Consider the following 17,952-nt stretch of genomic DNA (forward strand, 5'->3'; position numbering starts at 1 on the left):
ACTGCCGCCTGCCGCCTGCCGAAAGCCCCTTGCCGCCTACGACCCGTAAGTGACGTTCCCGTCCTCGTCCATGGAGGGGCGGATCTGGGAGGGTCCGTACTCGTCCACATCGGACGGGCGCGGCTTCTCCGGTCCGTCGGGCCCGATCCGCATCACGCGCTCGACGCGCACGACGTCGTACCGGCGGCCCCGCACGATGAGTTCATTGGGCCTGCGGCGCGCGGTGAACTTCTTCGCGGCCCGCTCGTTGACGGCGGCCTCCTTCTCGTCCACCTTCATCCACTCGGGCAGCTCGGGCATGTCCGGCAGGTCCGGGAGCTCCGGCATGCGCATGGTGAGGTGCTGGACGAGCGCGCGCCGGGCGCCCTGCGGGGTGGAGTGCTGCCCGGTCACCATCGTCCAGGACAGCTCCTTCCGCTCCACCACCCGGAACGTCGGCGGGAGGAGCACGACCCCCGGGTGGGTGGTCAACGCCCGCTGGGAGTCGGCCCGTACGTCGGCGGGGAAGCGGTCGGCGGTGTAGGAGAGCTGCAGCAGCCCGACCCGGTCGATGCCCTCGGTCAGCCCGACGGCCGCCGCGTGGTCGATCACGAAGCCCTCGGTACGGGAGGGGTCCGGCGTGGCCGGGTCCCAGCTGTCCTCGTCCGGGTCGGTGGCCCGGGGCGGCTCCAGGCGCCCGTCGCCGATCCGGGCGAACTCGTCGGCCCGCACGATGCGGTAGCGCACTCCGGCCGCCCGCACCTCATTGACCGGTTCGGTCTCCAGCCGGGCCACGGCGTCCAGCAGCGACCGCCGCTCGGCCCGGTCCTCGGCCTCGTCCTTCGCCTTGAACCAGAGGTGCGAGTTCAGCTCGTCCCGGGCCATCTGCGGGAATCCGGTGTCGGGTTCGCCCAGCATCCGCCAGCGCGGCCGGTCCCCGCGCCGCTGCTCGGCGATCCCGAACAGCGGCCCCCGGACCACGATGTTCGGATACTTGCGTACCGAGGCGAACGCGTCCGCCTCGGTGACCTCGGAGACCGGGTCGTCGCGGCGCGTGACGTTGATCGTGAGGTGGTGGGGCGACTTCCCCGCGTGATCGTCCATGCACTTAGTGTGCCCAAGGGGGCTGCCGGTGTCAGGATTTCCGCCATAAAGGGCTTCCGCCGGGCGGAGTTGGCGTATACGGCCCCGAAATCGCTGCTCGCGCCGGGTCGGTGGCGCGCCACGATCCGGTGCGGGCGTACCGGGTCGTGGCCGACCGGGACCCGGTGCGCCATGAAGTCAACTACCTAAAGAAACAAGAGAAATAACCCCACCCCACCCCACCCGATCCCGGTGGTCAGCTGCGGGAGCAACCCCGGTGGTCAGCCACGGAAGGACCGGTCACCCACATGGGTGAGATTGGCCAACTGAGCTGGATTTCGGATGGGTTGGCAGGCATATGCTCACGCTGACCGACACACCAGACATGAGACGGCCCCCGCCGGGACGGCAATCCCGAACGAGGGCCTGACCACAAAGGAAGCAACACCTTCCCCATGGATACCCAGCACGATATCGCCCTCACCCACGCCCTGGCAGACCTTCCCGGGCCTCTCCCCGCCTCCGGCGTCATCCACCTCGCCGTCCGGCACACCGACCGCTTCACGGTCGTCGGCAACCACCTGGCCCAGCACACCGAGCTGTCGCTCACCGCGATCGGTCTGGGCGTCCACATCCAGTCGCTGCCCGCCGGTACCAAGGTCGGCATCAAGGCGCTGACGGCCCGCTTCCCCGAGGGCGAGACGAGGATCGCCGCCGCCCTGCGCGAGCTGGAGGCCCACGGCTACCTGCACCGGACCCGCGCACGGCTGACGAACGGCCGGATGGTCACCCGTACGGTGTTCTGCAACCAGCCGGGGGCGGCGCTGCAGGTGGGGGCGGCGGCGCCGATGCCTGTGGGGCCCGGGGTGGCGCCTGTGGTGGCGCCCGTGCCCGTGGCGGAGCCCGTACCAGCGGTGGCGGGGGCGGTGGCGGCGACGGCTCCCGTGCCAACGCCGATGGCGGAGCACGTCCCAACGCCGGTGGCGGCGCCTGCGGTGCCCGCACCCGCAGTCCCTCCCGTACCCCCGCCCGCTCCCGAACCCGTCCCCGTACCTCAGGAATCGCGTCCCCCGGTCCGCGTACCACCGCGCACCGCGCCCAAGCCGCCGCGTCGGCCGCTCCCCCAGCCCCGCGAGCTCACCCCGGAGCTGTGGCAGACCGCCTCCGCGATCCTCGCCGACCTGCGGCGTCACGCGAAGGAGCTGGTGCTCTCCGAGAAGGACGTCGAGGAGCTGGTCCCCGGTGTGGCGGCCTGGCTGGAGCGTGACGCGCACCCCGACGCCATCCGCCACGCCCTGACGACCGAGCTCCCGCAGCCGCCCAAGTACCCGGCGAAGATCGTCAGGCACCGTCTCACCGCGCTCCTGCCACCGCCGCTGCCCGGCACCCAGGAGCTGGCCCCGACCCGCCGTGTCCTCGTCATCCCGCTCCAGAACTGCGACCGCTGCGACCACGCGTTCCGCGCCACGGAACCGGGCCACTGCCGGGGCTGCCGGAACGAGCTGCCGGCAGCGGCGGCCTAGCGTGAAGAGGACGGCTCTCCTGCCCCTGGGCACCGACGACGAGGAGTGGGCACGATGACGATCGCCCCGGACGACGCACGGCGTGACGCCCTCATCTGAAGAGCTTCCTGTACGGCGAGGACGTCACGATCGCCGAGTGGACGATCTCGACGGACGGCCTCCCGCGTTACGTCTGACTGCCGCCGGTTCCCCCCTTCCGGCGGCGCCGGAAGGGGGGTCACGGCACGATCCCCTTCGGCTCCAGATCCGCGAAGTCCTCATGGAGAACGTCGAGATGACGGCCCGTCGGTTCACCTGCCGAGTCCAGCTCCGCCAGCCGCCAGCCCGGGAGCTGGTCCTCCACCTCGGCGGGCAGGGAGCCGTCCGCCGGGTCGGCCAGGGCGTGCAGCACCCCGAACGCGGTCTCCCGGGCCACCTCGCGGGCCAGCTCGCCGAGGTCCTCGGGGGTGAGCCCGGCGGCGAGGGCGCGGTCGACGGCTCCGGCGGCGACGCCGTCGGTGCGGTAGGCGGCCACCCAGCGGGGCGCCTCCGTGGTCCAGGCGTCGACGTCCTGCCACACCGTCCGCAGGAACCGGTAGCGGGCGAGCTGCGGGAGCCCCTCCTCAGCCTCGGATTCGGCCCAGTCCGCCGCGTCGCCGTCCGCTCCCAGGGCGCGGAAGAGGGCGGTGAGCCTGTCGAGTTCGGTCATGGGGTGGGAGGGTACCGGCCGTGGTCCGGACGGAGGCGGAGGGAGCCGGACGGATGGGCCCGGCCGGACCGATGAGTTTCGGCGGGGTGCGCGGTCAGTACGTGCGTAAGAGTTGATGCCCGTACGGCGTACCCGTACGACGCACCCGTACGGGACACCCCGTACAAGACACCCCAGGAGCCCCTGATGCGCACACTGATCAGCACCGCCTTCGTCTCGCTCGACGGCGTGATGGAGGCCCCGGGCGGCGAGCCCGGTTACCGGAACACGGGGTGGACCTTCAAGGACGTGGAGTTCCTGCCGGAGGCGTACGAGATCAAGGGCCGGGAGCAGGAGGAGGCGGCCGCGCTGATGCTGGGCCGGACCAGCTACGAGGCGTTCAGCGCGGTGTGGCCGGGGATGGCGGAGTTCGCCCGGTACAAGGTGATGCCGAAGTACGTCGTCTCCACCACGCTCCAGGAGGACGGCCTGGTCTCCGGCTGGGGCGACACCACGATCCTGCGCTCGGCCGACGAGGTGGCCGCGCTGAAGGAGACCGACGGCGGCCCGATCATCATCCACGGCAGCGCCGCCCTGAACCGGAGCCTGTCGGACGCCGGGCTGATCGACCGGTACCACCTGCTCGTCTTCCCGCTGCTGCTGGGCGCGGGCAAGCGGCTGTTCAGCTCGACGGACAAGGACGTCCAGAAGCTGAAGCTGGTCGAGTACGAGGCGTACGCGAACGGCATCCAGAAGAACGTGTTCGACGTCGTACGCTGACAAATCGCCCCCGGGGCCGGGCGTTTCACGGCCCTCTGCGCCTTTCCGCACAACACGTCACCGGTGGCTCGAACCCTAGGGTGCTCGTGCCTGAATCCGACCTGTACGGCCGGACCCCTCGATCCCTATCGTGAACGCCTTCCACTCCGTTCGCTCCCGCAACCTCAGCCTCATCGGCCGGCCGCGGGGCACCTCGACAACAGGGAAAGGCGTTTCCGGGATGTTGAGATCGGCAAGACGCGCAGTCGGCGCCGTCGCACTGGGAGCACTGCTCGCCGGATGCGGCACGCAGCACGCGGGGGAGCCCCCGCAGGTCATCACGGAGAACAGCCCGGCATCCGGGCGCAGCCCGCTGTCCGAGCTTCCGACGGCACCCACCGGCGGACTGGCCCGAGGGCTGACACTGTCCCTGGCGGAGTACGAGACGGGGCCGGTGGACACCTACGTCTGGCAGGTCGCCGTACAGGAGCAGTGGCGCTCCTGCATGGCGCGGTACGGGATCGAGGACTTCGGCCCCCCGCCCACGTCCGAAGTCTCCGCAATTGCACAAGTGAATCTGGCGATGGGGCGACGTTACGGGCTCTCGGATGTCGAGCAGGCCCGGAAGTACGGGTACCACCTGCCGGACGACCTTCCCGAGCCCGCGCACTGGGAGCCCGAACCGGGGCTGGAGAGCACGCTCTTCACGGGCTCCGGGCCCGAGGTGGAGAACGGCACCCACCGAGGAAAGGCACTGCCGCAAGGAGGTTGTCGCGGCGAGGCGCAGCGGAAGTTCCCGACCCCCCGGACCCCCGAGGCCCAGGAGCTCGCCCTCACCGTATTCGAGCAGTCGCGGAAGGACGCGCGCGTCGTCGCGGCGGTCGACAAGTGGTCGCTCTGCATGAAGGGCAAGGGCTTCGACCGGAACCACCCCATCGAGGACCTCGGCGCGTTCGGCATCCAGGTGTCGTCCCCCACCGCGAGCGACGAGGAGATCGCCCAGGCCGTCGCCGATGTCGAGTGCAAGAAGAGCACCAGGCTGATCGACATCTGGAGCACACAGGAGAGCGGCCTCCAGGAGAAGGCGATCAAGGCGAGCGCTTCGGCGCTGACGAACGAGAAGAACCTCAAGGACAGCACCATCGCCAAGGCCCGGCAGGCATACGAGAAGGCGGCCCAGGGATGAGCATCAAGCGCGCGGCAGCCGCCACCTTCGTCCCCGTCCTCGCCTTCCTGAGCACGCTGCTGTTCGCCGCGTCGCCCGCATCGGCGGCCACGCCCATCTCCTACGAGTCCGACGCGTGCACATCGGCGGGGAACAAATACTGCTTCGCCATCCACTACAACAGCAGGGGCGCCCAGACCTGGTACTCCGACAGCCCGTGCTTCGTCGCGAACAAGGACATCCCCGACTACTACGGGTACTCCCCAAACGGGGCCGTCCTCGTGCGCTACGTCTTCCGGGCGGGCCAGATATCCGGCACCGGGGCCACCTGTGTCCGCACCAACGAGGGTGACGGACAGGGCGTCAAGAACAACGCCGCGTCGGCGTCGAACGGTGAGTGCTCGGCGAAGTACCGCGTCTACTACTACTCCGTCTACAGCGGGCCGAGCCAGGTCTTCTCGCCCACCTGCGGCGACTACTGGCCGTCGGACAACCTGACCACGACGCTGAAGAACGAGAACGCCTCGCACGATCGCTACTGAGCCCTGCACTTCTGGCCGGACGCGCCCCCACCCGCGGCCCCGGCGCCCGCCGGGCCCCCGCCGTACGGGCGGGGGCGCATCCGGCCCAACGGATCAGACCGCAGAGATTGGCGTACCACGTGAAGGCTCATAGAACCGGCCATCGGGCTCGCGCCCTGGCCGCAACCCTGACGGCCACAGCCGTCCTCACCGGACTCATCCAGTCCGTCGCCGTCGCCGCCCCCGAACCGAAGCCCTCTCCCCCGCGACCGGAAGCGCGTGACAGCGCTTCCGCCGACGTCACCGTGGTCTCCCCTGAGCAGCGGACGCGGCTGCTCGGCAAGGAGTGGCAGAGCTCGGCCGACCGGGCATGGGCCACCAGCTCCGACGCCGCGGGCTTCCATCTGCTGACTGCCGACAAGAGCAGCGGCTACGCGTGGAAGACCGCCGCGTCCCTGTCAGAACCGGGCATGGAAGCGGATGCCTGGATCGGCAACGCCTGTGTCACCGCCTCCGGCGAGCGGGCCGTCGCCGTCTACGCTCCCCGCACCTTCACCAACAGACCGGAGCTGATGGCCAAGGGCGCGTTCACCGCCGTCATCGATCTGGGCACCGGCAAGGTGACCAAGCTGCCGGTGCGGTCCTCGCTCTCCTACTTCTCACCCGGTTGCGGGCGCGGGGAGACGGCCGTGGTCTCCCAGTTCACCGACGACTCGGACGACCGGCGGGCCACGCGGCTGACCACGATCGACGCGCGGAACGGCACGGCGTCCAAGCCCCTGACCCTCGACGGCCAGGTCACATCGGCCCTCCCCCACCAGGGCGGTATCGCCGCCGCCGACGGCTACCGTGTCGTCGGCATCGACCGGCACGGCAAGCGCACCGAGCTGGCCGCCACCTCGGGCGTACCGTTCCAGCTGCGCACCGACCGCGACGGGGGCATCGTCTTCCTGGACCGGACGGGCCAGGACCGCAGCAAGGTCAAGCGTGTGCTGGGCACGAAGGTGTCGACACTGGCCGAGGGGCGGCTGGCGGACATCGATGTCACCGCGTCGGCCGACGGGACCGTGTTCATCACCGGTGAGACCACGACGGCGCACGCCCTGCCGGACGCCGTGCGCAACCCGGGGGTCGACAAGGACGCCCGTGCCTCCACCCACGGGCAGGCCCTGGTCGTCTCCCGCTGGCAGGACGACGCGAAACCGTCGCAGGTGGAGTCCGCCGCCCGCCCGGTCGACGCGCACATCCAGACCCTCGCCACCGGGCGTACCGCGCGTCTGAGCGTGGAGCCGGGGGCCACCGCAGTCTCCGCAGCACGGCTCGGACAGGGCTCGGCACCCTCGCCCGCTCTCCCCGGGGGCACCGCGGGGGGCAAGGCGTCCCAGCGCGGCGTGGCCGCCGCGTCGCCGACCGATCCCGTCGAGGACGAGCGCACCTGTTCCGTACCGCGCGGCAGCCTCACCAAGCAGGCTCTGCAACCGACGCCCCGGCAGGTGGAATGGGCGGTCAACCAGGCAGTCATCGACGGCCTGTACATGTGGGTCAACCGGCCCGCCAACTGGAACGGCACGGGCATGAGCGCCTACACGCCCCAGACCCGGTTCCCCCTCCGGGTGCTGGCCGGTGATCCCAACGGAGTCACCGACCGTGCGGACGAGTGGCACATCCCCTCACAGATCATGCTCGGCATCACCGCGCAGGAATCGAATATGTGGCAGGCGACGCGCAGCGTGGTGCCCGGTCTGACGGGGAACTCCCTGATCGGCAACTACTACGGGGTCTCGTACTCCTCCGACGGCACCCAGAACGACCCCTGGAGCATCAACTGGGCCAAGGCGGACTGCGGTTACGGCATCACCCAGGTCACCGACGGCATGCGTAAATCCGACACCTCGCTGACCACGGCCCAGAAGGAAGCCGCGGCACTCGACTACACGGCCAATATCGCGTACGGCGCCGACATCCTCGCCGCCAAGTGGAACGAGACCCGCAACGACGGTCTGATCGTCAACGACGGCAAGCCGAAGCACATCGAGAACTGGTTCTTCGCCGTGTGGGCCTACAACTCCGGCTACTACCCCAAGGCCGCCGCAGGCAGCCACAGCGGCAAGTGGGGTGTCGGCTGGACGAACAACCCGGCCAACCCTCTCTGGAAGGAGAACAGGACCCCCTTCCTGGAGAACGCCAGCGGTGCCGACGACTACAGCCACGCCGCACACCCCCAGGACTGGCCCTACCAGGAGAAGGTCATCGGCTGGGCCGCCAGGCCGATCTCGGCGATGTTCAAACCCGGTGACATGCGGCCCGGTTACCGCGAGGCATGGTGGAACAGCACCCAGGACCGCACCCGCGCCAAGCCGCCGATCGCCCTGTTCTGCACCGAGTCCAACGACTGCGACAACTCCAAGATCAGCGAGGGCTCCTCGAACCAGACCGGCAGAGGCCCGTGCACTCTGCCGGGTGACCCCAGCTCCAGTGACCCGCTCTATCTGAAGTGCTGGTGGCACGAGGCGGTGACGTGGAAGTCGTGCGGAGCGGGTCAGTGCGGCTATCCGGTCCACCGCTTCAACAACACCGACTACCCCGAGCAGCCCAACGAGAACTCCTCCTACCCGCCCCGCTGCTCGGCAGGTCTTCCCACCGGCACGCTCGTCGTCGACGACACGCCCAACGGCACCACACCGGCCGGGCAGCCAGGGCACACCTGCGGGCCGACCGCCTCCGCCGGAACCTTCTCCTTCTCCTTCAACAGCTGGAACAACACCTACCCCGGCAAGATGGACCTGCATCAGATCGGCGCGGGCTACGGAGACCACTTCTGGTTCACCCACACCCGCTCCGCCGCCACGACGAACGGTGTCCGGCTCGCCACGACCGGCACCTGGAAGCTCGGACGTTCCCTGGACGAATGGGTTCGCATCATGGTCCACGTTCCGGACCACGGTGCCCATACCCAGCAGGCCCGCTACGAGATCGACACCGGCAACGGCTCCTTCACCCGCCACCGCCACATCGCCCAGAAGCACGGCGCCAACACCTGGGTGACCCTCGGGGTCTACAAGGTCAGCGGCACACCACGGGTGCGGCTGACCAGCCAGGCCAACGACGGGACAGGCGACGACAACGTCGTCTGGGACGCGGTCGCCTTCCAGCCCATCGGCGCCAAACCCCGGCAGGTCGTGGCGATCCTGGGTGACTCGTACACCTCCGGGGAGGGGGCCGGGGCCTACTCGCCCGAGGGCGACAAGGACTACGACACCTCCCGGTGGAACGCGTGCAGGCAGAGCGGGAACTCCTGGGCGCGCAAGGTCACGCTCCCCGGCTTCTCCTCGACCGTCGGTGGACTGACCGACAGCTACTCGGCCGCCCTGGACGTCCAGAACGTCTCCTGCTCCGGCGCCAGGACGTGGCAGCTCACCAGCGGCGACCCCGTGGACAACCAAGGAAACGTCCGCTGGGGCTGGGACGGCAACTTCCGCCAGAAGACCCAGATCGACTCCGGCGTGCTGAGCGCGGACACCACGCTCGTAGCGCTCACCATCGGCGGCAACGACGCCGGCTTCCCCAAGGTCATGCAGGATTGCGCCACCTTCGGGTGCCCGGCCGAGGACTCCGTCAAGAACGACATCGACAGCACGATGCCCGACGTGGAACGGGTGCTGCTGGAGATTCGCGGCGAGGCCCCGAACGCCAAGATCGTCCTGCTCGGCTACCCCCGGCTGTTCAACGCCACGGCGCTCACCTGCGTCAGCGGAATCGGCGGAGCGGGGATGCTCAGGGTCAACGCCCTGGCCGACTACATGACGGCCAAACAGACCCAGCTGGTCGAGAAGCTCAGGGCACAGAAACTCCCGGTCTCCTTCGAATCGCCCGACGGCGATTTCGAGGGAAAGCGCGCCTGTGACACGAACGAGGGCATCAACAGGATCGTGCAAGCCCCTCGGGGCAACGGTGACTTCACCTGCTGGGACAGCACGTCCTGGTGCATCAGCCGCGAGAGCTACCACCCCAACACCGTGGGAACCTCCGCCTACGCGGAGACGTTCCGCCGCGCGGTGAACAAGCTCTGAGGTGGAGATGCCGACCGGACAGCCAGGACGGACCGCTCCCTGGGCCAAGGCCCTCGGGGCGGTCCTCCTCGCCCTGCTGGGGGTTCTCGTCGCCTTCTTCGTCGTCGGCGGCTCCGGGGAAGCCGACCGGAAACAGGAAGCCTTCGAGTCGACCCGCGAGAAGGCACGACGGTTCGCGGACGACGTCACCGCCCGAAGGCTCACTCCCCCCATCGCCCGGTCCGACCTGCAGAAGGCCATGGACGCGGCCGTCGGCAAGCAGTACGGACAGCTGCTGTCCGCGGCCTCCACGGACAGCGGGACCCGCGTGGTCGCGGCCTTCTCCCAGATGTACCGGCGTTCCGCTCCCCGGCTCGGCCCGGCCGAGGTCATGACCCGCCGCTGCTTCACGATCGACTTCGACGCCGGAGGGGGGAGCCCTCGGATCACCGCGCACGGTGCCGACGTTTCGTGCACGGAAAGAGCCGAGCAGATCGGATAACCACTGCGGCCCCCGGCGCGATGCCGGGGGCCGCAGTGGCAGGACAGGAGCAAAAGAGGAAGAGCGCTACGGCAGGTTGCGCGCCATCACGATCCGCTGGACCTGGTTCGTGCCCTCGTAGATCTGGGTGATCTTGGCGTCGCGCATCATGCGCTCCACCGGGTAGTCCCGCGTGTAGCCGTAGCCGCCGAGGAGCTGGACCGCGTCCGTGGTGACCTCCATGGCCACGTCGGAGGCGAAGCACTTGGCCGCGGCGCCGAAGAAGGTGAGGTCGCCGTCGACGCGCTCGGACTTGGCGGCGGCCGAGTAGGTGAGCTGGCGGGCCGCCTCCAGCTTCATCGCCATGTCCGCGAGCATGAACTGGATGCCCTGGAAGTCCGCGATCGGCTTGCCGAACTGCTTGCGCTCCTGGACGTACCCCTTGGCGTAGTCCAGCGCGCCCTGGGCGATGCCGAGGGCCTGGGCCGCGATCGTGATGCGGGTGTGGTCCAGGGTCTTCATCGCCGTGGCGAAGCCCGTGCCCTCCTCGCCGATCATGCGGTCGGCGGGGATACGGACGTTGTCGAGGTAGACCTCGCGGGTCGGGGAGCCCTTGATGCCGAGCTTCTTCTCCGGGGCGCCGAAGGAGACGCCCTCGTCGGACTTCTCCACGACGAAGGCCGAGATGCCCTTGGAACGCTTGGTCGGGTCGGTGACGGCCATGACCGTGTAGTACTCGGAGACGCCCGCGTTGGTGATCCAGCGCTTCACGCCGTTGAGGACCCAGAAGTCCCCGTCGCGCTCGGCCTTCGTCTTCATGCCCGCCGCATCCGAACCCGCGTCCGGCTCGGAGAGGGCGTACGAGAACATCGCGTCGCCCTTGGCCAGCGGGCCCAGGTACTTGCGCTTCAGCTCCTCGGAGCCGGAGAGGATCACCGGGAGCGAGCCGAGCTTGTTGACGGCCGGGATCAGGGAGGAGGAGGCGCAGGCGCGGGCCACCTCCTCGATCACGATGACCGTGGCGAGCGCGTCGGCGCCGGCGCCGCCGTACTCCTCCGGGACGTGGACGGCGTGCAGGTCCGAGGCGACCAGGGCGTCCAGCGCCTCCTGCGGGAAGCGGCTCTCCTCGTCGACCGCGGCGGCGAAGGGGGCGATCTTCGTCTCGGCGAGCGAACGGATGGTCTCCCGGAGCATGTCGTGCTCCTCGGCCGGACGGTACAGGTCGAAATCGGTCGAACCCGCCAAGACGCTCACTCCCCAGATGCTAACTACCGTTAAGTAACTCAATTTTAGTGCGGAAGGACCGGAGCGGCATATGTGAGTGCCACGTGAGCTTGACGACAGGGGTCGGGCAGAACGGATAGGGAGCACCTTTTCGGGCGGCGAAATCCGGGGTTCCCCGCCGCGACTATGCTCGGTTCGCACGTCTTTCCGTACCTCCCAGGAGCACCCATGGCCCTCAGGATCACCGTGATCGGCACCGGCTATCTCGGCGCCACCCATGCCGCGGCCATGGCCGAGCTGGGGTTCGAGGTCCTCGGGCTCGACGTCGTACCGGAGAAGATCGAGCTGCTCTCCACCGGGCGCGTGCCGATGTACGAGCCGGGGCTCGAGGAGATGCTCCAGCGGCATGTCGCGGGCATCGAGGGCTCCACCGGACGGCTGCGCTTCACCACCTCCTGGGAGGAGGTCGGGGAGTTCGGGGACGTGCACTTCGTCTGTGTGAACACTCCGCAGAAGCATGGCGAGTACGCCTGCGACATGAGCTACGTCGACAGCGCCTTCGCCTCCCTCGCCCCGCATCTGACCCGGCCCGCCCTGGTCGTCGGCAAGTCGACCGTCCCCGTCGGCTCCGCCGGCCGCCTCGCCGCCCGCCTCGCGGAGCTGGCCCCGGTGGGCGCCGATGCCGAGCTGGCCTGGAACCCGGAGTTCCTGCGCGAGGGCTTCGCCGTCGACGACACCCTGCACCCGGACCGGATCGTCGTCGGCGTGGAGAGCGAGCGGGCCGAGAAGCTGCTGCGCGAGGTGTACGCCGTACCGGTCGCGGAGGGGTCGCCGTTCGTCGTCACCGACTTCCCCACCGCCGAGCTGGTGAAGACCTCCGCCAACTCCTTCCTCGCCACGAAGATCTCCTTCATCAACGCCATGGCCGAGGTCTGCGAGGCCGCCGACGGGGACGTCGTGAAGCTCGCCGAGGCCATCGGGTACGACGACCGCATCGGCAAGAAGTTCCTGCGCGCCGGGATCGGCTTCGGCGGCGGCTGTCTGCCCAAGGACATCCGGGCCTTCATGGCGCGCGCCGGTGAGCTGGGCGCGGACCAGGCCCTGACCTTCCTCCGCGAGGTCGACTCCATCAACATGCGCCGCCGGGGCCACATGGTCGAGCTGGCCCGGGAGGCCGTGGGCGGCGGCTCGTTCCTCGGCAAGCGGGTGGGCGTCCTGGGCGCCGCCTTCAAGCCGGACTCCGACGACGTACGCGACTCCCCCGCGCTCAACGTGGCCGGGCAGATCCATCTCCAGGGCGGCCAGGTGACCGTCTTCGACCCGAAGGGGATGGAGAACGCCCGGCGGCTGTTCCCGACGCTCGGTTACGCCGACTCCGCGCTGGAGGCCGTGCGCGGCGCGGATGTGGTGCTGCACCTGACGGAGTGGCGCGAGTTCCGCGAGCTGGACCCGGCGGAGCTGGGCGCCGCGGTCTCCCGGCGGATCATCCTGGACGGGCGCAACGCCCTGGACAGCGCGGTGTGGCGCGAGGCGGGGTGGACGTACCGGGCGATGGGGCGCCCGAAGGCGTGAGCGTCTGACCTGTGCGGGGGCTCAACGTCTGTTTTGTGGACAGGCTGGGGGCATGGACGACTCGTACGCCCCCGCCACCCGCTCACCGGGCTGGATCACCACTCCCCTCACCGGCGGCCTCGTGCGCGGCGCCCTCGACCTGGAGCGCACCGCGCGCGGCGGCCTCCTCCCCCACCGGCTGCCCGCACAGGCCCGGGCCCGCGCCCGGTCCGGCGGCGACGAAGAGGTGGCGCAGGCCGAGTCCCAGCCCTCCGGGGTGCGGCTGGTGTTCCGTACCCGGGCCACCGCCGTCGAGCTGGACGTCCGCCGCACGGTCCTGGAGTACCGGGGCGTCCCGCCCCGCCCGGACGGCGCGTACGACCTGTACGTCGACGGGGAACCGGCCGGGCGGTCCACCGCGAGCGGCGGTGACCGGCTGATCCTGGACCTGGGCGACGGCTCCCGGGAGACGGTCCCCGGGCCGGTCGGCACGGTCCGGTTCGCCGGGCTGGCCGGGCGGGAGAAGACCGTCGAGGTCTGGCTGCCGTACACCGAGACCACCGAGCTGCTCCGGCTGCGCACCGACGCGCCCGTCACGGCCGTGGCGCCGGACGGGCGGCGGGTGTGGCTGCACCACGGCAGCTCGATCAGCCAGGGGGCCGCCGCCGACAGCGCCGCCACCGCCTGGCCCGCCCTGGCCGCCGCCTCGGGGGGCGTGGAGCTGGTCAACCTCGGGCTGGGCGGCAGCGCCGTGCTCGACCCGTTCACCGCGCGCGCCCTGCGGGACACCCCGGCCGACCTGGTCAGCGTCAAGATCGGCATCAATATCGTCAACCGGGACCTGATGCGGCTGCGCGCCTTCGGGCCCGCCGTGCACGGGTTCCTGGACACCGTGCGCGAGGGGCACCCCACGACGCCGCTGCTGGTCGTCTCGCCCGTCCACTGCCCCATGCAGGAGGAGGTCCCGGGGCCCGCCGCGCCGGAGATCGGTGACGGGAAGGTGGAGTTCCAGGCCCTGGGCGACCCGGCGGAGGTGGCGCTCGGGAAGCTGAACCTGCGGGTCGTACGGGAGGAGCTCGCCCGGATCGTGGCGGAGCGGGCGGCCGAGGACCCGGAGCTCTTCTACCTGGACGGGCGGGAGCTGTACGGCGAGGCCGACGCCGCCGGACTGCCGCTGCCGGACGGGCTCCACCCGGGTCCCGCCGCCCACCGCCGCATGGGCGAGCGCTTCGGGGCCTTCGCGTTCGAGCCGGGGGGACCGTTCGCGGACCGGGCATAGGGCGCCCGCGCTTCGGGACTTCGCCTTCGGGGCAGGGGGCGTGGACCCGCCGTAGCGCCCCGCCCGCCCCGGCCCGTACGCACCCGGGCCGGCCGCTGGTGGTGCGGGCGGCCGGCCCGGGGGTTGTCCTGTCCGCCCGGCGTCGGCCGGGGGTGATGCGCGGATCAGTTGCCGATGCCGGAGCTGCCCACGCCCGTGTTGCCGATGCCGGAGCTGCCGATCCCCGAGTTGCCGTGGCCGTGGCTGCCGATGCCGGTGTTGCCGATACCGGCGTTGCCCCAGCCCCAGTTGCCGAGGCCCGCGTTGCCGACACCGCCGTTGAAGCCGCCCGCGTTGCCGACGCCCACGTTGTGGATGCCCGCGTTGCCCAGGCCCCAGTTGCCGATGCCCGCGTTCCCGGCGCCGCCGTTGAAGGCGCCCGCGCTCCCGACGCCCGAGTTCCCGATGCCCGAGCTGCCGACGCTGTCGGCGGCGGCCACGCCCGCGCCGCCGAGGGTGAGCACCGCCGCGGCACCGAGCGCGGTCGTGACACGGAGAAGATTCGTGCGCATCGTTGCGTACCTCCTGTTAGGGATTCCTTGAGGGGATTCCTGCCAGCTATCCCTAACATGAGGTTGCGTCAGATACGGGGAGGATTGCCCGAATTCACCGTGTCGCCAGAAGTGCTGCGAAAGTCCTACGGGCCTACCTCAGCCGCCCGCCGTCCAGCTCCTCGATCGTCGCGTGGGACGGGCCGCGCGTGCTCTGCTCGTCGCGGGCCACCGCTTCCGCGTCGCGCAGCACCCGTACGGCGTTCTGCCAGGTCAGCTTGGCGAGCTCGCCCTCGGACCAGTTACGGCGGAGCAGCTCGGCGATCAGGTTCGGGTAGCCGGAGACGTCCTCCAGGCCGTACGGCGTGAACGCCGTGCCGTCGTAGTCGCCGCCGATGCCGATGTGGTCGACGCCCGCGACCTCGCGCATGTGGTCGAGGTGGTCGGCGATGGTCGCCACGGTGGCCTGCGGGCGGGGGTTGGCCGCCTCGAAGTCCTCGTGGATGCGCATCGCCTGCGGGGTGGTGTCCAGGTGGTGCAGGCCGTGGTCGCGCATGTTGCGGTCGGCGGCCTGGGTCCAGGCGACGGCGGCGGGCAGCACGAACTTCGGGACGAAGGTCGCCATCGCGACCCCGCCGTTGGCCGGGAGCGCCGCGAGCACGTCGTCGGGGATGTTGCGCGGGTGGTCGCAGACGGCCCGGGCCGAGGAGTGCGAGAAGATCACCGGCGCGGTGCTGGTGGCGATCGCGTCGCGCATGACGCCGTCCGCCACGTGGCTGAGGTCGACCAGCATGCCGATGCGGTTCATCTCGCGGACGACCTCGTGGCCGAAGGCGGAGAGGCCGCCGAGGCGGCGCAGGTCGGTGGCGCTGTCGGCCCAGTCGATGTTGTCGTTGTGGGTGAGCGTCATATAGCGGACGCCCAGGGTGTGCAGGGCGCGCAGGGTGCCCAGCGAGTTGTTGATGGAGTGGCCGCCCTCGGCGCCCATCAGGGAGGCGATCCGCCCCTCGGCGCGGGCCTTCTCCAGGTCGTCGGCGGTGAGCGCGCGGCGCAGGTGCGTGGGGTAGCGGGCGATCAGCTCGGCGACGATGTCGATCTGCTCCAGCGTGGCGCTGACCGCCGCGTCGCCGGTCAGGTCGGTGCGCACGTACACGGACCAGAACTGGCCGCCGACCCCGCCTGCCCGCAGCCGGGCCAGGTCGGTGTGGAGCAGGCCGCGCTGGTCGGCGGCGATGTCCCGGGCGTCCAGGTCGTAGCCGACCTGCTCGCGCAGGGCCCAGGGAAGGTCGTTGTGGCCGTCGACGACGGGGTGGGCGGCGAGGAGCTCGCGGGCCCGGGCGAGGTGGTCCATAAAGGCCGCCCCTACTTTCCGAAGCCGAAGGAGTCGGAGCCCTGGACCTTGGCCCGCAGGCGCTTGCCCTTCTCGGTGGCCTGGGCGTTGAGCTCCTGGAGGAACTCGCCCATCCGCTCCTGGAGCGCCGGGTCGGACGCGGCGAGGATACGGGCGGCCAGCAGGCCCGCGTTGCGCGCGCCGCCGACCGAGACGGTGGCGACGGGCACCCCGGCGGGCATCTGGACGATGGAGAGCAGGCTGTCCATGCCGTCCAGGTACTTCAGCGGGACCGGGACGCCGATGACCGGCAGGGGGGTGACCGAGGCCAGCATCCCGGGGAGCGCGGCCGCGCCGCCCGCGCCCGCGACGATCGCCTTCAGGCCGCGGCCGGCCGCCTCCTCGCCGTACGCGATCATCTCGTGGACCATGCGGTGGGCGGAGACGACGTCGACCTCGTACGGGATCTCGAACTCGTCGAGCGCCTTGGCCGCCGCCTCCATGACGGGCCAGTCGGAGTCCGAGCCCATGACGATGCCGACGAGCGGGGCGGCGGGGGCGGAGGGGGAAGTCATTCGGTGATCGTTCCTCGCAGGTAGTCGGCCGCGTGCCGGGCGCGCTCCCGCACGTCCGCCAGGTCGTCGCCGTAGGTGTTGACGTGGCCGACCTTGCGGCCGGGCTTCACGTCCTTGCCGTACATGTGAATCTTGAGCTGCGGGTCGCGGGCCATGCAGTGCAGGTACGCCTGGTACATGTCCGGGTAGTCGCCGCCCAGGACGTTGCACATGACCGTCCAGGGCGCGCGCGGGCGCGGGTCGCCGAGGGGGAGGTCCAGGACCGCCCGGACGTGGTTGGCGAACTGCGAGGTGATCGCGCCGTCCATGGTCCAGTGGCCCGAGTTGTGCGGGCGCATCGCCAGCTCGTTGACCAGGATGCGGCCGTCACGGGTCTCGAACAGCTCCACCGCGAGGTGGCCGACGACGTCCAGCTCGGCGGCGATGCGGAGCGCGAGCTGCTGGGCCTCGCCCGCCAGCTCCTCGGCCAGGTCGGGGGCGGGGGCGATCACCGTGTCGCAGACCCCGTCGACCTGGATCGACTCGACCACCGGGTAGGCGACGGCCTGGCCGTGCGGCGAGCGGACGATGTTCGCCGCCAGCTCCCGTACGAAGTCGACCTTCTCCTCCGCGAGGACCGGGACCCCGGCGCGGAACGGATCGGCCGCGTCCGCCTCGGAGCGGACCACCCACACGCCCTTGCCGTCGTACCCGCCGCGCACGGTCTTGAGGATGACGGGGAAGCCCCCGACCTCCTCGGCGAACGCGGCGGCGTCGGCCGGGTCGCTCACGATGCGGTGACGGGGGCAGGGGGCGCCGATCTCCGTGAGCTTCGCGCGCATCACCCCCTTGTCCTGCGCGTGCACCAGGGCATCGGGGCCGGGGCGCACGGGGATGCCGTCCGCCTCCAGGGCCCGCAGGTGCTCGATGGGCACGTGCTCGTGGTCGAAGGTGATCACGTCGCAGCCCTGGGCGAAGGCACGGAGCGTGTCCAGGTCGCGATAGTCGCCGATGACGACCTCGCTGACCACCTGGGCCGCCGAGTCCTGGGGCGTGTCACTGAGGAGCTTGAATTTCAGGCCGAGGGGGATACCCGCCTCGTGGGTCATACGGGCGAGCTGACCGCCGCCGACCATGCCGACTACCGGGAACGTCACGACTCCAGGGTATCCGGCGCGCCGGGGCGCCCCCGACGCCGTCCGGGTGCTACCGCGGCGGGCTCCCCCGCATCACACGGACATCACACGGAAGGGCTGG

At 70.7% G+C, this 17,952-nt stretch carries 15 protein-coding genes; 8 read left to right on the forward strand and 7 right to left on the reverse strand.

What is annotated here, in order from left to right; all coding sequences use genetic code 11:
- Positions 1–36 precede the first annotated feature (36 nt).
- A complete protein-coding gene (locus B7C62_12075; GenBank protein ARF72920.1) occupies positions 37–1,083 on the reverse strand; it encodes a hypothetical protein in 1,047 nt (348 codons plus the stop codon).
- Between the two features lie 434 nt (positions 1,084–1,517).
- Here B7C62_12075 and B7C62_12080 point away from each other — a divergent pair, with 434 nt between their 5' ends.
- A complete protein-coding gene (locus tag B7C62_12080; GenBank protein ARF72921.1) occupies positions 1,518–2,585 on the forward strand; it encodes a hypothetical protein in 1,068 nt (355 codons plus the stop codon).
- Between the two features lie 217 nt (positions 2,586–2,802).
- On the opposite strand, the gene B7C62_12085 is transcribed toward B7C62_12080, so the two are convergent.
- The gene (locus B7C62_12085) at positions 2,803–3,273 is read right to left on the reverse strand and encodes a hypothetical protein (GenBank protein ID ARF72922.1); all 471 of its coding nucleotides are present in this window, start codon (positions 3,271–3,273) and stop codon (positions 2,803–2,805) included.
- A gap of 186 nt (positions 3,274–3,459) precedes the next feature.
- On the opposite strand from B7C62_12085, the gene B7C62_12090 reads away from it, so the two are divergent.
- The 5 genes from B7C62_12090 to B7C62_12110 all read left to right on the forward strand — a co-directional run bounded on the left by B7C62_12090 (position 3,460) and on the right by B7C62_12110 (position 10,248).
- The gene (locus B7C62_12090; protein ID ARF72923.1) at positions 3,460–4,032 is read left to right on the forward strand and encodes a deaminase; all 573 of its coding nucleotides are present in this window, start codon (positions 3,460–3,462) and stop codon (positions 4,030–4,032) included.
- Between the two features lie 220 nt (positions 4,033–4,252).
- Positions 4,253–5,197, forward strand: a complete 945-nt coding sequence (locus B7C62_12095) for a hypothetical protein (GenBank protein ID ARF72924.1) — start codon at positions 4,253–4,255, stop codon at positions 5,195–5,197.
- Positions 5,194–5,718, forward strand: a complete 525-nt coding sequence (locus tag B7C62_12100) for a hypothetical protein (GenBank protein ARF72925.1) — start codon at positions 5,194–5,196, stop codon at positions 5,716–5,718. Before B7C62_12095 ends, B7C62_12100 begins: the two co-directional genes overlap by 4 nt.
- Positions 5,719–5,825: 107 nt before the next feature.
- Positions 5,826–9,767, forward strand: coding sequence for a hypothetical protein (locus B7C62_12105; protein ID ARF72926.1), 3,942 nt, complete (start codon positions 5,826–5,828; stop codon positions 9,765–9,767).
- 1 nt (position 9,768) lies between these two features.
- Positions 9,769–10,248, forward strand: coding sequence for a hypothetical protein (locus tag B7C62_12110; GenBank protein ID ARF72927.1), 480 nt, complete (start codon positions 9,769–9,771; stop codon positions 10,246–10,248).
- Between the two features lie 66 nt (positions 10,249–10,314).
- Here B7C62_12110 and B7C62_12115 read toward each other — a convergent pair whose 3' ends face one another.
- On the reverse strand, positions 10,315–11,472 hold the full coding sequence (locus tag B7C62_12115) for an acyl-CoA dehydrogenase (protein ID ARF72928.1): 1,158 nt from the start codon (positions 11,470–11,472) through the stop codon (positions 10,315–10,317).
- 207 nt (positions 11,473–11,679) lie between these two features.
- Between B7C62_12115 and B7C62_12120 the strand changes: the two genes are divergently transcribed.
- Both B7C62_12120 and B7C62_12125 read left to right on the forward strand, forming a co-directional pair.
- Entirely contained in the window at positions 11,680–13,023 is a 1,344-nt protein-coding gene (locus tag B7C62_12120; GenBank protein ID ARF72929.1) for a UDP-glucose 6-dehydrogenase, read from the forward strand.
- A gap of 52 nt (positions 13,024–13,075) precedes the next feature.
- Complete coding sequence (locus B7C62_12125) at positions 13,076–14,281, forward strand: lipase (GenBank protein ID ARF72930.1); 1,206 nt, start codon at positions 13,076–13,078, stop codon at positions 14,279–14,281.
- A 164-nt stretch (positions 14,282–14,445) separates the two neighbouring features.
- Here the strand turns inward: B7C62_12125 and B7C62_12130 are convergent, their stop codons facing one another.
- The 4 genes from B7C62_12130 to B7C62_12145 form a co-directional block, all read right to left on the reverse strand.
- On the reverse strand, positions 14,446–14,832 hold the full coding sequence (locus B7C62_12130; protein ARF72931.1) for a hypothetical protein: 387 nt from the start codon (positions 14,830–14,832) through the stop codon (positions 14,446–14,448).
- Between the two features lie 133 nt (positions 14,833–14,965).
- Complete coding sequence (locus B7C62_12135; GenBank protein ID ARF72932.1) at positions 14,966–16,162, reverse strand: membrane dipeptidase; 1,197 nt, start codon at positions 16,160–16,162, stop codon at positions 14,966–14,968.
- Positions 16,163–16,173: 11 nt separating this feature from the next.
- A complete protein-coding gene (locus tag B7C62_12140; GenBank protein ID ARF72933.1) occupies positions 16,174–16,716 on the reverse strand; it encodes a 5-(carboxyamino)imidazole ribonucleotide mutase in 543 nt (180 codons plus the stop codon).
- Positions 16,713–17,852: a 5-(carboxyamino)imidazole ribonucleotide synthase gene (locus B7C62_12145; GenBank protein ID ARF72934.1), complete on the reverse strand. Its 1,140-nt coding sequence runs from the start codon at positions 17,850–17,852 to the stop codon at positions 16,713–16,715. Before B7C62_12145 ends, B7C62_12140 begins: the two co-directional genes overlap by 4 nt.
- Positions 17,853–17,952: the final 100 nt, after the last annotated feature.

The organism is Kitasatospora albolonga (assembly GCA_002082585.1).
Taxonomy (GTDB): domain Bacteria; phylum Actinomycetota; class Actinomycetes; order Streptomycetales; family Streptomycetaceae; genus Streptomyces; species Streptomyces stephensoniae.

Bases quoted from the DNA above. Each gene is read 5' to 3' on its own strand.
- B7C62_12135 (ARF72932.1), bottom strand. From the start codon at position 16,162: ATGGACCACCTCGCCCGGGCCCGCGAGCTCCTCGCCGCCCACCCCGTC.
- B7C62_12100 (ARF72925.1), top strand. From the start codon at position 5,194: ATGAGCATCAAGCGCGCGGCAGCCGCCACCTTCGTCCCCGTCCTCGCC.
- B7C62_12090 (ARF72923.1), top strand. From the start codon at position 3,460: ATGCGCACACTGATCAGCACCGCCTTCGTCTCGCTCGACGGCGTGATG.
- B7C62_12125 (ARF72930.1), top strand. From the start codon at position 13,076: ATGGACGACTCGTACGCCCCCGCCACCCGCTCACCGGGCTGGATCACC.
- B7C62_12080 (ARF72921.1), top strand. From the start codon at position 1,518: ATGGATACCCAGCACGATATCGCCCTCACCCACGCCCTGGCAGACCTT.
- B7C62_12130 (ARF72931.1), bottom strand. From the start codon at position 14,832: ATGCGCACGAATCTTCTCCGTGTCACGACCGCGCTCGGTGCCGCGGCG.
- B7C62_12140 (ARF72933.1), bottom strand. From the start codon at position 16,716: ATGACTTCCCCCTCCGCCCCCGCCGCCCCGCTCGTCGGCATCGTCATG.
- B7C62_12120 (ARF72929.1), top strand. From the start codon at position 11,680: ATGGCCCTCAGGATCACCGTGATCGGCACCGGCTATCTCGGCGCCACC.
- B7C62_12085 (ARF72922.1), bottom strand. From the start codon at position 3,273: ATGACCGAACTCGACAGGCTCACCGCCCTCTTCCGCGCCCTGGGAGCG.
- B7C62_12095 (ARF72924.1), top strand. From the start codon at position 4,253: ATGTTGAGATCGGCAAGACGCGCAGTCGGCGCCGTCGCACTGGGAGCA.
- B7C62_12075 (ARF72920.1), bottom strand. From the start codon at position 1,083: ATGGACGATCACGCGGGGAAGTCGCCCCACCACCTCACGATCAACGTC.